This window comes from Pseudomonas sp. SGAir0191 (assembly GCF_002812565.2).
Taxonomy (GTDB): Bacteria; Pseudomonadota; Gammaproteobacteria; order Pseudomonadales; family Pseudomonadaceae; genus Aquipseudomonas; species Aquipseudomonas parafulva_B.
In genome coordinates this window covers 2,747,418-2,760,548 of the sequence record NZ_CP025035.2, presented here as the reverse complement: position 1 = coordinate 2,760,548, position 13,131 = coordinate 2,747,418, and the positions used below count along the sequence as shown (strand labels likewise).

Genomic DNA, 13,131 nt, shown 5'->3' with positions numbered 1-13,131 from the left:
ATCGCTCCACTGGCTTGTTGATCATCGATGCTAACTAACTGGACGTTCAGTTAGTAAGTGGTAAGCTAGAATCAAATCGGGCCCGTGTCAAATGGGTGTGCAAGGAAGAATGTTTCGCGGCGGAGCCGCTGATACACTCGCCAGGAATGGCTACACAGAGGATTGCCGCAGCATGAAAGATGACGCTCAGACGGTTGCTAAGCCGCGAACTCGCAATGCCGCTCTAACGAAAGAAAATATCTTGAAGGTGGCTACCCGGGAGTTTGCGGAGCGGGGGTACGACGGGGCGAGCATCGAGGCAATCGTGCTGACCTGCAAAATCAGCAAAAATCTGATTTATCACTACTTCGACAGCAAGGAGGGCTTGTTCATCGAGGTGATGGAGCGGGCCTACGGTGCCATGCGGGGTAGGCAAAATGAGCTGTCGTTGTCAGGCGACCCGGTACGCGACATGCGTGAATTGGTGCAGAAAACGGTACAGCACTTCATTGATCAGCCTGATTTTCACCTGCTGCTGTCGACGGAGAATCTGCACAAGGCCGCTCACATCCGAAAATCGACGGTGATTTCTCAGATGTTCAACCCCCTGCGGGCGGCGCTCTCGGAAATCTTGGAGCAGGGCAAGGAGCAAGGTGTCTTTCGCCAAGATGCGGAATGGGTTGATCTATACGTTTCAATCTCGGGTCTTGGTGCATATTTCATCACCAATCGCTACACGCTGTCCTATGTCCTGGGCGTCGATCTGGATTCGCCCGAGCGCAAGGCATCTCGCTTGAAGCATACGTCGGATGTGATTATGAGCTATCTCTGCGATCTGGGCCCACGAGCCTGACTGCTTCTTAGTCCAATTAAATGGTGAATTGCGCGCACATCACGACTCTAGTCGTGATGCGCATCCCCGTAGCCCGCTCTCCGGGGCTGACGTAAACGAAATAAATCGAAATATGTGTGCGCAATCCAGTCTTCCAATTTGTGTGCTGAGCTGTACGCATGCGACAATTTGACCTTTAGCAGTCTAGGAAGGATGTAAAAGTGGTAAATGATGTAACTCCGGGTCGCTTGGGGCGCGTATGGCTCGCGACTCTCGGCACGATAATTTTGTTGGCGGGCCTCTATTTCATCGGTGGCGGCGGGTGGTTGGCCTGGTTGGGAGGAAGTTGGTACTTCCTGATCACTGGCCTGATGCTGGTTGCAGCCGGTGGGCTCATCGTCCGTCGCCGCTCGCTGGGTGTGCTGCTCATCGCGGTTGCGGTGCTCTATACCGTCGTCTGGGCGCTGTGGGACGTTGGCTTGCAGTTCTGGCCGCTGCTCTCTCGCGTGCTGGCATTCGCAATGATTGGTGCCGCGGTAGCATTCTCCGTACCGCTGTTCACTCGGTCGCGCAAAGCGCGTATTACAGGCGTGGCCCTGGGCGCTGCGGCGTCGGTAGGGGTGGTAATCACTGCCGTCAGCGCATTTGAGCCCAAGAATGTCATCCGTGACGCTGAGTCGGTTGCCGCCGCGAATGATGTGCCTGTCGAGAAAGGCAACAAAGAACCAGGTGATTGGAAAGCATGGGCCGGTGATACCCATGGTTCCCGCTTCTCGCGTGTAGCCGATATCACTCCGGCAAACGTCAAGGACCTGAAGGTTGCCTGGACAGCTCACACAGGTGAGGCTGTCGTACCTGGTCTGGGCGATGCTGAGGACCAGAACACACCGCTGCAAATCGGTGACAGCCTGTATGTCTGCACCACCTACAGCACGGTGATTTCCTACGACATCGACACCGGTAAGGAAAACTGGCGATTCGCGGCGGGCAAAGGTAACTCCACCTATCAGCGCTGCCGCGGCATGGCCTATTTCGATGCCACTACGGCCAAGAAAGTGGCTGACGTGCCAGGCGTGGCCGCTGATGCAACGCTGGACGCCTCGGTGAGCCCGCAACGCCTGATCTTCCCGACCGGTGACGGTCGCCTGATGGCCATCGATGCGCACACCGGCAAGCCGGTGGCCAACTTTGGCGACAATGGCGCCGTTGATCTCAAGGCCGGCATGGGAGAAGTCAAGCCAGGCTACTACCAGCAATCCTCGACTCCGCTATTGGCGGGTAACCTGGTTATCGTCGGCGGTCGAGTGATCGACAACTTCGAAACCGGTGAGCCGCCAGGGGTGGTTCGCGCCTTCGACGCCGTTACCGGTACGCTGGTGTGGGCTTGGGATCCGGGCAACCCTGAGGTGACACGCGAGCCGTTGTCGCCAGAAGGCTACACCCGCGGTACCCCTAACGTGTGGGTGGCCGCGTCTTATGACGCTGAGTTGGGCATGGTATATCTGCCGACCGGTAACGCCACCCCTGACTTCTGGGCGGGCTTCCGCACCGAAGCTGACGACAAGTACGGATCTTCCATTGTTGCCGTCAACGTCGCCACCGGCCGCCCTGTGTGGTCGTTCCAGACCGTGCACCACGATATCTGGGACTTCGACGTCACCGGCCAGCCGCTGATCTACGACATCCCCAACGATGACGGCTCGGTTTCCAAGGCGGTATCGGTTACTTCGAAAACCGGCATGATCTACCTGCTGGATCGCACCAACGGCAAACCGCTGGCTGATATCGAAGAGCGTCCGGTACCTCAGGGCAATCTGCCAGGCGAGCGTTATTCGCCAACCCAGCCGTACTCCGTAGGCATGCCGAACATCGGCAACGAAGTGCTCAAAGAGTCGGACATGTGGGGTGCCACGCCGTTCGACCAACTGATGTGCCGGATCATCTTCAAGTCCAGCCGCTACGATGGCGTGTTCACCCCACCGGGTGAGGACTGGGCGATCCAGTACCCAGGATCCCTGGGTGGCATGAACTGGGGCGGTGCCTCGGTCGACCCGACCACTCACCTGATGTTCGTCAACGACCTGCGTTTGGGCCTGCACTACAACATGGTACCGGCCAAGGACATCCCGCCGGGCACTGGCAGCAGTGAAGGTATGGGCATCATCGTGCAGAAGGGCACGCCGTTCGGGACCTGGCGCGAGCGCTTCATGTCGCCGCTGGGTGTGCCGTGCCAGGCACCGCCTTTCGGTACGCTGTCGGCGATCAACCTGAAGACCAAGAAGCTGGTCTGGCAAGTGCCGGTCGGCACGGTTCAGGATACCGGCCCGCTCAACATCGCTACCGGTTTGAAACTGCCTCTGGGCATGCCAACTCTAGGCCCGTCGTTGGCAACCAAGTCCGGCTTGCTGTTCTTCGCCGGTACCCAGGACTTTTACCTGCGAGCCTTCGACAGCCGTACAGGTGAAGAGGTGTGGAAATCTCGTCTACCAGCGGGTAGCCAGAGTGGCCCAATCACTTACCGTTCTGAGAAGACCGGTAAACAGTACGTGGTGATTTTCGCAGGCGGTTCGCCGCACTCCGATACGCGCAGTGACAGTGTGATTGCGTATACGCTGCCATAAGCTGACTCTACAAGCTGTATACGGCCCAGCTCATAAACTATGACCTGGGCCGTTTTTCTGTCACAACATAGAGTGGATGTACATGCCTTACATGGATAACGTGATTGCCTTCACTTTAGCTGCGACGGTGCTGACGCTAACGCCGGGCCTGGATACGGCGCTGGTACTCAGAACCGCAACGGTTGAGGGGCGGGCGCAGGCCATGCGCGCCGCGGTGGGGATCAATGCCGGTTGCATGCTGTGGGGGGCGGCAGTGGCCTTCGGACTGGGGGCGCTGCTGGCAGTTTCGGAGTTTGCCTACAGCGTGCTGAAATTTGGCGGTGCAGCCTATCTCCTGTATCTGGGGTTGGGCATGCTGTTGCGCCCGCGCCGTTCCTTGGCGGGTGACGCACTACAGAACGAGTCGGCGTCCAATTGGTTCGTGAAGGGGCTATTGGGCAATGCACTCAATCCGAAGGTAGGCATCTTTTACGTATCGTTTCTTCCGCAGTTCATTCCTCACGGAGAGCGTCTGGTTGAGTGGACCTTCGGGTTGGTAGGGATTCACGTCCTGCTTGGCCTTGCGTGGTCTCTGGTGTTGATCATAGCGACACAGTCGTTTGGCAAGGTGCTACGCCGTGATGCTGTGATCAGCTGGATGGATCGCACAACCGGAATCATCTTCATGGCATTCGCTGCCAAGTTGGCTTTCAGCCGTAGCTGAATTGGCAGGTATATGGCACCCAGCCTCCTGAGTGCCTCCCTCGTTGATTCACGCCACTGCTTGAGCGCCGGTTATCTCTACCAGCGAGCCGCACATGAAGGCCGCTTCTTCAGATGCCAGGAAAGCCACTAGCGCTGCGACTTCCTCGGGTTTGCCTATCCTGCCCAGCGGAACCATCCGGTCGAGATCGGCGATGGTACGCCCCGAACGAAGCACGCCCGCTTCGAGCATAGGCGTGTGAATTTCACCCGGACATACCGCATTGACTCGAATGTTGTGTGGCGCGTAATCGCGGGCAAGATTTTGAGTAAATGAAGCAACAGCGGCTTTGGTGACGTTGTAGGCGATATGCCCAGGGGCAGGGTGAAGGCCCCATTGAGAGGCTGTGTTAACGATCGCGCCAGAGCCCGCTCCCATCATCACAGGCAAAACTGCACGACACAGATGGAACATCGAATCGACGTTGACCGCGAAGCTGGCGTGCCAGTCGTCCTCACTCAGTGCGAGTAAGTTGCCGCGACGATTGATACCTGCGTTATTGACGAGCACGTCTATCCGACCTAGTTGCTCGACCACTTCCCTGACCAGTTGGCGGCAGGCTTCACCTTGAGCGATATCGGCCCCAATGGCGACGGCCTTGGATCCATCAGAGCGAAGAGCCTGCGCCACCACTTCTGCGGCTTCGAAATTGACATCGCTGACGACCACTGAGGCACCTTCACTTGCGAATCGCTTGGCAATGGAGGAGCCGATACCGCCAGCAGCTCCGGTGACGATGACAACCTTGTTTTCGAACCTGTTCATTGAATGCCAGACCTCACCGATTGTTGTTGTAAAGAGGGGTGGAACTCAGAAATTGATATCATGTGTGCAAGTATGTATGCAATATGTCGAGCGGCCGAAACTAATCAGCATCCCGGTTATGTGATGCGCAGTGTGACGTGAATACAGGGTGATAGATTGGGAAAGGCGAGCAGAAGGGCAATGCAGTGCTGCGGCTCTATCTGCTTGCCAGGAAGAGCCGCATCAGCAGTGCATTTTATAGATCGTTAACCGACCGACATGCGCGCAGTGAGGTTCTGTTGCATGTAGTCCAGGAAGCGACGTTGGAACAACATGGTATGTTCATGAGCTGCGGCCTCGGCGGCGTCCGCATCCCGGGCTGCGATTGCCTCGATCATCTCGTCATGGTCGCGCCCCAGGCGGTGAGCGCTTGCAGAGCTGACGACGTGATCAAAGTGCAGATGCAGGAGTCGTTGCCCTTCACCGAGAAGGCGCTCGTAGTAAGTGATGAAATAGGGGTTACGACCTGCATGAGCGATCGCCATATGGAAGGCTTTGTTCAGTTCCGACATGGCTTGGAAATCGCCTGTGGTCACTGCCTTCAAGTAGGCCGCATCCGCATCTCGGATCGCTTGTAGATCTTCCGGCCGGTGCTGGGTCGCCGCGAGGCGAGTGACAGCTCGCTGGATCAGGTCGAGGGCTGAAACATAGTTCGGGAACTCCTCGATCTCGAACGGTGTAACCAGCGTCGTGCGGTTGGGCAGAATGACAACCAAGCCTTCAGTGATCAGCCGCGCCAACGCATCACGCACCGGGGAGCGGGAGAGCCCAAATTGGGCGGCTAGGGATACTTCATCTAGCTGAACACCAGGCTTGAGCTTGAGGGTCAGAATCTGCTTACGAAGCTCTTCATAAATGTACCGTCCGCTGTGCCGACGAGGGCCGCTTTCGGTGTCGTTATCTTTTGCCATCATCAGGTCTCGGTTGGTCTGCCCGTATCATACAGGTCAGGCCATGATAATTTTCAGTCTCTGCTGACTTTGCGTCCCCCTAGCATGGGGGAGGGAGTATTAAGCGTCAAACAGTGGCCATCCATGTAGCTGAAGAGTAAATCCATTGGGGAGTGAGCGCCCCGATCAACACCTGTCTGATGCAGGTCATTGGCCTTCCAATTTCAAACTAAGCACCTGTGCTCGGTTCAACCCGAGCACAGGTAAATAATGGGTCACCGACTCAAGCCGACTCCCCACGTGTCACTCAGCATGAAGCCGCCCGCGAGTGGATCGTCTGGATCGACTCCCAGCTGTTGCAGGCCGTAGATCCACGCCCGACCGGTCACCCGCGGTAAAACCGCAGGCTTGCCAGCTACATCGGCATGGCCCAGCAGGGCGACCTGGAACTGGCCGCCAATGGTCGATTGGGAAACCAGATGATCCCCCGGTTGTACCAATCCACGTGCGGCCAGTGTGGCCAAGTTGGCCGAGCTGCCAGTACCGCAGGGCGAGCGATCGACGCGGCCCGGAGGCAGGGTGGTGCAGGTCTGGTAAGTGCGATCATCCAGGCGATTGCGGAACATCACATATGCCACTTCGTTAACAGATGGCAGCAGCGGATGCTGGATGTTCAGCTGGCGGTTGATTACATCCTTCAATGCAACGCCGGCATCGGCCAAGGCGCGGGCATTTTCCGGGGCGATCGATAGCCCGGTCTGTTCGACGTCGATCAAGGCGTAGTAGACCCCGCCAAAGGCGACATCAACCTTGATCGTCCCGAACTGTTCGGTCTCGATCGCGAGGTCCAGGTGCTCGACAAAGGCCGGCACCATGTCCAGTGACACGTTCAGGCAGCGGCCTTCTGCGCACTGGGCGCGAGCGGTGACCAGGCCTGCTGGCGTGTCGAGCACCACCGTGGTTTCCGGCTCCTGCATGGGCACCATGCCCAGTTCAAGCAGGGCGGTGACCACGCAAATGCAGTTGCTGCCTGACATCGGGTGGGCCTTGTCGGCCTGCAGCACGATGAAGCCGGCTTGAGCCTCGGGCCGGGTCGGCGGCAGCAACAGGTTGACCGACATCTGCAGACAGCCGCGCGGCTCCAGCGTCACCAAGCGGCGCAGGCTGTCGTCGACTTCGTTGATGTAGTTCATCTTGTCGAGCATGGTGGCACCCGGGACGCCGATGACGCCCCCGGTGATGACCTTGCCGATCTCGCCTTCGCAGTGCACCTCAGCCAGCTGAAGCGTCTGTTTCCAACGCATGGGTGTTACCTCACTTGATGTACCAGCCCCAGGGCTGTTCGCTGTCGTAGCGGGTGATCTGCTTGGTTTCCAGGTAGTTGTTCAGGCCCCATTCGCCCAGTTCGCGGCCGATGCCACTGGTCTTGTAGCCGCCCCATGGCGCTTCGGTGAAGGTCGGTTGCGAGCAGTTGATCCAGACGATGCCGGCGCGGAACTTGCGAGCGACGCGCTCGCAGCGCTCCAGGTCTTTGGACATGACCGCCGCGCCAAGGCCGAAGCGCGAGTTGTTGGCCGACTTGATCGCTTCTTCTTCGGTGTCGAACGGACGGATGCACACCACTGGGGCGAAAATCTCTTCGTTCCAGATCCAGCTGTCTTCTGGCACGTCCGCGAACACGGTTGGTTGCAGATAGAAGCCCTTGTCCAGGTGCGCCGGACGTTCGCCACCGCAGACCAGACGTGCGCCGGCTTCCAGGCCCCGGGAGATGGCTTTGAGAGTGCCTTCGTATTGGCTGCGGTTGACCAGCGGGCCGAGCAGCACACCTTCTTCCATGCCGTTGCCGATCTTGATCTTACGGGTTTCCTCCGCCAGGCGCTTGAGCAGCGGCTCATAGGCCGAACGCTCGACCAGCACGCGAGAGGTGGCCGAGCAGACTTCACCTTTGTTCCAGAAGATGCCGAACATGATCCACTCGACGGCTTTTTCAATGTCGCTGTCGGCGAAGATCACGAACGGCGACTTGCCACCCAGCTCCAGGGTGACATTCTTGATGTCCTGGGCCGCGGCTTGCATGATGCGGCTGCCGACCGGCACGCTGCCGGTGAAGGCCAGCTTGTCCACGCCAGGGTGCGCGGTGAGGGCGGCACCCACCTTGGAGCCTGGGCCGGTGACGATGTTCAGCACGCCAGCAGGCAGACCGGCTTCATCGGCGATGCGGGCCAGCTCCAGGGCGGTCAGCGAGGTCTGCTCGGCGGGCTTGAGGATGATGCTGCAACCTGCGGCCAGGGCCGGGGCGATCTTCCACGAAGCCATCAGCATCGGGAAGTTCCACGGCACGATGGCGCCGGCGACGCCGATGGGCTCTTTACGGGCGAGCGAGCTGAAACGGTCGTCGGACAGGGCCACAGGCTTTTCGCGGTTGCGGTCCAGCTCTTCGGCCAGGTTGGCGTAGAAGTCGAAGCAGCCGGCCGTGTCGCCGATATCCCACATGGCTTCCGGGAACGGCTTGCCGTTGTCGCGCACTTCCAGTTCGGCCAATTCCTCCTGGCGGGCACGGATGCCGTCGGCAATCTTGCGCAGGTACTCGCCACGCTCGGCACCGCTCAGGCGCGGCCACGGGCCCTCGTCGAAGGCGGCGCGGGCAGCCTTTACCGCGATATCGATGTCTTCTTCGCTACCCGAGGCCACACGAGTGATCAGGCTCTCGTCGCTTGGGTCATACGAATCGAAGCTGCCGCCCAGGACAGGGCTGACCCATTGGCCATTGATGTAGAACTGGTCGTAGCGGTTCATGCAGTACCTCCAATAAGGGCGAAGCGACGAGCGCTGAATGCGGACAGGTTTTGTGCCGGTGTACGGTTTGCAGCCAGGTCGGCCACCAGGCGGCCGGTCGTGGCGCCCAGAGTCAGGCCGAGTTGGCCGTGGCCGAAGGCCATGATCACGTTTTTCAGGCGGGGGGAGCGGTCGATGACCGGTTTGGTATCAGGCAGGAACGGCCGGTAGCCGACGCCGAACTCCATCCCCTGAGTATTCAGTTGTGGCAGCACACGGCGGGCCTTTTCCATGATGATTTCGGCACGCTTGAAGTTCGGTTCGGCGCCAGGTGCGGCGAATTCGATGGTGCCGCCGATTTGCAGGCCGCGGGTCATCGGGGCGAAGCAGAAGCCGCCATCGGCGTAGATCACCGAATGGCGAATTTCGACATCAGGCGTGGGCAACACGGCCTGATAGCCCGCAATGCCGGCCAGCGGGATGTTCACTCCAAGGCTGTCGAAGAACGGGCGAGCCCCCGTACCGGCCGCCACGACCACGTGGTCGGCTGGCAGGCGGGTGCCGTCGGCCAGGGTCACGCCGCTGGCGCGGTCGTGGTTTTCTTCGATCTTCACGGCTTTCTGACGCAGGCGCACGCCACCTTGGGCGATGAAGCTTTCTGTCAGTGCGGCAATGAAGCCTTCGGTATCGCTGACGGCGCGCCAGTCAGGGAACATCAGGCCATGCTGGAACTTGCCCGCCAGGGCCGGCTCCAGGTCGCCGATGGCGGCGCCGTCGAGTTCTTCGGACTTGAAGCCCAACTGCTTGCGCAGCTCCAGGTGCGGGCGCTCGTGGGCCAGGCCGGCTGGCGAGTCGAACACTTCAAGGATAGGGCGGTCGCCCAACAAGGTTTTGTCCGGGCAGGCATCCAGCAGCGGGGCGTAGTCGGTGTAGACGTGTTGGGTCAGGCGTGCCATGTCCTCGGCGATCTCATGGATCTTCGACGAACGTGCGCAGGCCAGAAAACGCAGGAACCAGGGCAGAATGCCCGGCAGGGCGCTGGGGCGCAGTGCCAGTGGGCCTTTCTGGTCCAGTAGCCAACCCGGGATCTTCATCAGAATGCCCGGCTTGGACAAGGGAATGACTTCACTGACCGCCATCTGACCGCAACTCCACTTGGCGGTGCTGTCGCCCGGTGCGGCGGGGTCGATGAGCGTGACCTTGTGGCCTTCGCGCTGCAAGTACAGCGCGCAGCAGACACCGACGATACCGCCGCCGATGACTACGGCGGTCTGCGATGACGATTGTGGGGTGTTCATGGGTCTATCTCGTATCAAGAGAGGGTGCGAGGGGGCCGCGTGGCGGCCCCGTGGAGCATTACTGCTGAGAAGCTTCGAACACCTTGCGGAATTCGGCTTTTTCGTCGTCGGTCAACGGCAGCAGCGGGGCACGGGCTGGGCCCACCTTAAAGCCTGCGAGCTCGGCGCCGTACTTGACCTTCTGCACGAACTTGCCGCTTTCCAGGTTGGCCATGGCCGGGAACAGGCTGCGCATGACTTGCTGGGCGCCACGGATGTCACCGCTGGTAAACGCTTTGTGGAAGGCCACGACCTTCTCCGGGAAGATGTTGGCCGGGCCGCAGATCCAGCTGTCGGCGCCCCACAGGTAGAAGTCCAAAGCCTGGTCGTCGGAGCCGCAAGACAGTTGAATGCCTTTGTATTTTTCACCGATTTCGATAGCACGCAACAGGTTGCCGCTACTTTCCTTGATGCCGATCACGCGCGGGTGCTCGTGCAGCGCGGCGATCACATCCAGGCCGACTTCGACGTTGGTGCGTACTGGGTAGTTGTAGAGCACCACGTTGATTTCAGGGAAGGTCTCAAGGATGGTGTTGTAGTGGGCCAGCAGCTCTTCCTGGGAAGGCAGTGCGTAGTAGGGCGGGGCGATCAGCAGGTTGGTGTAGCCGGCATCGACGGTCTGCTTGATCTGCTCCAGCACTTCACGCGTGCACGATCCATTGGCACCGGCAATCAGGGTGCCGCGATCACCGACCACCTCCTTGACGGTGGCCAGCACCTGACGGCGCTCGTCGTTGGCCAGAGCGTAGTATTCGCCAGTGGAACCCAGCGGTACGAAGCCGCTGACGCCGGCCTTGAGCTGGTGCTCAAGAATCGATGCCAGGGTGTCGTGGTCGACTTTGCCGGCGGCGTCGAAAGGGGTGACCAGGGCTGGGAGGATACCGTTCAGTTTCATGATGAGTCTCCGGGTGGTTTTTGTAGTGGGTAAAGACCGGTCAGGTCGGGTCAGTAGGCGTAGCGGCGAAGCAGGCGCCCTTCAACCACGCCGACCAGTCGGGTCAGTGGGAAGGCTACGAGGAAGTAAATGACCGCCACCGCCGAGAGGAACTCGACCGGTCGGGCAGTGCTGTTGGAAATGTTCTGGCCAACGAACATCAGGTCAGCGACACCCACCGAGGAGATCAGCGCGCTCTCCTTGAACAAGCTGACCACGTTCGACAGCAGTGGCGGTACTGCGCGCAGAAGGGCCTGCGGGAAGATCACGTAGAGCACCTTGACCTTCGAGGTCAGGCCCAGCGCGGTACAGGCATCATGCTGCTCGCTGGCGATCGATTTCAGCGCGCCGCGGAAGGTTTCGCTGGTGATGGCGCCCATGAACAGCGTCAGCGCGATCAGCACCGACACATACGGTGGGATGTCCAGCCCGAACACCACCGGGAAGCAGAAGAACACCCAGAACAGCTGGATCAGCAGCGGCGTGCCGCGGAAAAACTCCACGTACAGGGTCAGCGGCAGGCGCAGCAGCGGCGTCTTCACCTGGCGCAGCATGCTGACGACGAAGCCGAGCAAGCTGCCGAGCAGGGCACAGGCGCCGGTGAACGCCAAGGTCAGCAGCAGGCCTTTGAGCAGCACTGGCCAGTACGCCAGAACAACCGAGAAATCGAGTGGCATGGCTATCTCCTCAGCGCTGGCCGGCCAGTTCCTGACGCCGCTCGAACCACTGCACCAGTTGCGCGATTGGCAGCGACAGGGCGAAGTAAATCAAGGCGATCAGGGTGTAGGTTTCCAGTGGGCGATAGGCCTCGGTGGCCAGGCTTTTGCCCACATACATCAGGTCGGCGACGGCAACGATGGCGACCAGCGCGCTCTGTTGCAGGGTGCCGATGCCATTGGTGATCAGCACGGGCAATGCACTGCGCAGGGACTGCGGCAGGATCACGTAGAGCGTGCGTTGCCAGCTTTTGAGGCCGAGTGCGATCGATGCATCCAGGTGTTCACGCGGTACCGCTTGCACACCGGCCCGATAGGCTTCGGCGTTGAAGGCAGTGAGGTTCAGGCCCAGCGCCAGGAAACCCATGGCGATTGGGTCGATGAACACGTCGAACAGCATCGGCACGCAGTAGAAGAACCAGACGATCTGCAGCAGCGCCGGTGTGCAGCGGAAGAACTCGATGAACAGCTGAGCTGGCCAGCGTACGAAGAACCAGCGGCTCAGTGTCATCAGGCACAGCAGGAAGCCGCAGGTCAGACCGATGAGGTTCGAGACCAGGGCCAGTTCCAGTGTCACCTTGAGCCCGTCCAGCAGCGCCGGCAGGCTGCCGTTCAAGAAATGGAAGTCGAATTGATAGTTCATGGCAGTGCCCTCACTCGAAATGCACGACCTTTTCCAGGAACTCGCGGGTGCGAGCTTCCTTGGGCTGGGTGAAGATCTGTTCGGGATGGCCCTGCTCGACAACTTTCCCATTGGCGCAGAACACCACGCGCGTGGCGATGTGACGGGCGAAGTGCATGTCGTGGGTAACAATGATCATCGCCATTTTCTGCTCGGCCAGCTGCATCATCACGTTCTGCACTTCGATGACCATCTCCGGGTCCAGCGCCGAAGTGACCTCATCGAACAGCATCAGGCGCGGTTCGAGCATCAATGCCCGGGCGATAGCCACGCGCTGCTTCTGGCCGCCGGACAGCTGGCTGGGGTAGGCGTGCAGCTTGTTTTCCAGGCCCAGGCGGGCGAGGTAGGCGCGGGCTTTTTCGGTGGCCTCGGCCTTGCTCAGGCCGTGCACCTTCACGGGGGCCAGGATCAGATTGCCGAGCACCGACAGGTGCGGGAACAGGGTGTAGTGCTGAAACACCATGCCGATCTGCTTGTGCAGGGTTTCGTCGAGTGGCTTGCCGTGTTTGCGGCTGCCGTCGATGTACGGCTTGCCCTGGAACTGAATGCTGCCCCCCTGGATGCCCTCCAGGCCCATCAGCACCCGCAGCAGTGAGCTTTTGCCGCTGCCGGACGGCCCGATGATCACCAGACGGTCATCGGCACGCATGTCCAGGTTCATGCCGTCCATGACCACAAGCTGTTCGGAATAGGCTTTGCGTACGCCTTGAAGCTGGATGAATGAGCCGCCTTGGGCGAAATTCGAGTTGAGCGAAGCCTGCGGCTGCGAGGCCACCAAGTGAGGACTGGTCATCAGTGTCGTCTCCGTGAGGGTGCCTT

General features: G+C 60.0%; 12 protein-coding genes. 3 read left to right on the top strand and 9 right to left on the bottom strand.

Annotated elements, in window-relative coordinates; translation table 11 throughout:
* Positions 1 to 172: 172 nt before the first annotated feature.
* From CWR53_RS12325 to CWR53_RS12315, 3 genes are all read left to right on the top strand, one after another.
* On the top strand, positions 173 to 832 hold the full coding sequence (locus CWR53_RS12325; protein WP_100852633.1) for a TetR/AcrR family transcriptional regulator: 660 nt from the start codon (positions 173 to 175) through the stop codon (positions 830 to 832).
* A gap of 200 nt (positions 833 to 1,032) precedes the next feature.
* Positions 1,033 to 3,432, top strand: a complete 2,400-nt coding sequence (locus tag CWR53_RS12320) for a membrane-bound PQQ-dependent dehydrogenase, glucose/quinate/shikimate family (RefSeq protein WP_375335465.1) — start codon at positions 1,033 to 1,035, stop codon at positions 3,430 to 3,432.
* Between the two features lie 82 nt (positions 3,433 to 3,514).
* Positions 3,515 to 4,135 carry a LysE family translocator gene (locus CWR53_RS12315; protein ID WP_100852632.1) on the top strand — a complete coding sequence of 207 codons (621 nt, stop codon included), beginning with the start codon at positions 3,515 to 3,517 and terminating at the stop codon, positions 4,133 to 4,135.
* Between the two features lie 48 nt (positions 4,136 to 4,183).
* Here the strand turns inward: CWR53_RS12315 and CWR53_RS12310 are convergent, their stop codons facing one another.
* The 9 genes from CWR53_RS12310 to CWR53_RS12270 all read right to left on the bottom strand — a co-directional run bounded on the left by CWR53_RS12310 (position 4,184) and on the right by CWR53_RS12270 (position 13,105).
* On the bottom strand, positions 4,184 to 4,939 hold the full coding sequence (locus CWR53_RS12310; protein ID WP_100851665.1) for an SDR family NAD(P)-dependent oxidoreductase: 756 nt from the start codon (positions 4,937 to 4,939) through the stop codon (positions 4,184 to 4,186).
* Positions 4,940 to 5,184: 245 nt separating this feature from the next.
* Positions 5,185 to 5,892 (bottom strand): GntR family transcriptional regulator, encoded by a 708-nt coding sequence (locus CWR53_RS12305; RefSeq protein ID WP_100851664.1) that lies wholly within the window; start codon positions 5,890 to 5,892, stop codon positions 5,185 to 5,187.
* Positions 5,893 to 6,143: 251 nt separating this feature from the next.
* Complete coding sequence (locus CWR53_RS12300) at positions 6,144 to 7,172, bottom strand: proline racemase family protein (RefSeq protein ID WP_100851663.1); 1,029 nt, start codon at positions 7,170 to 7,172, stop codon at positions 6,144 to 6,146.
* 10 nt (positions 7,173 to 7,182) lie between these two features.
* Complete coding sequence (locus CWR53_RS12295) at positions 7,183 to 8,664, bottom strand: aldehyde dehydrogenase family protein (RefSeq protein WP_100851662.1); 1,482 nt, start codon at positions 8,662 to 8,664, stop codon at positions 7,183 to 7,185.
* Positions 8,661 to 9,941 carry an FAD-binding oxidoreductase gene (locus CWR53_RS12290; protein WP_100851661.1) on the bottom strand — a complete coding sequence of 427 codons (1,281 nt, stop codon included), beginning with the start codon at positions 9,939 to 9,941 and terminating at the stop codon, positions 8,661 to 8,663. Before CWR53_RS12290 ends, CWR53_RS12295 begins: the two co-directional genes overlap by 4 nt.
* Before the next feature lie 58 nt (positions 9,942 to 9,999).
* Positions 10,000 to 10,875 (bottom strand): dihydrodipicolinate synthase family protein, encoded by an 876-nt coding sequence (locus CWR53_RS12285; protein WP_100851660.1) that lies wholly within the window; start codon positions 10,873 to 10,875, stop codon positions 10,000 to 10,002.
* A gap of 50 nt (positions 10,876 to 10,925) precedes the next feature.
* Entirely contained in the window at positions 10,926 to 11,591 is a 666-nt protein-coding gene (locus CWR53_RS12280) for an amino acid ABC transporter permease (RefSeq protein WP_100851659.1), read from the bottom strand.
* Positions 11,592 to 11,601: 10 nt separating this feature from the next.
* The gene (locus tag CWR53_RS12275; protein ID WP_100851658.1) at positions 11,602 to 12,273 is read right to left on the bottom strand and encodes an amino acid ABC transporter permease; all 672 of its coding nucleotides are present in this window, start codon (positions 12,271 to 12,273) and stop codon (positions 11,602 to 11,604) included.
* A gap of 10 nt (positions 12,274 to 12,283) precedes the next feature.
* A complete protein-coding gene (locus CWR53_RS12270) occupies positions 12,284 to 13,105 on the bottom strand; it encodes an amino acid ABC transporter ATP-binding protein (protein WP_100851657.1) in 822 nt (273 codons plus the stop codon).
* Positions 13,106 to 13,131: the final 26 nt, after the last annotated feature.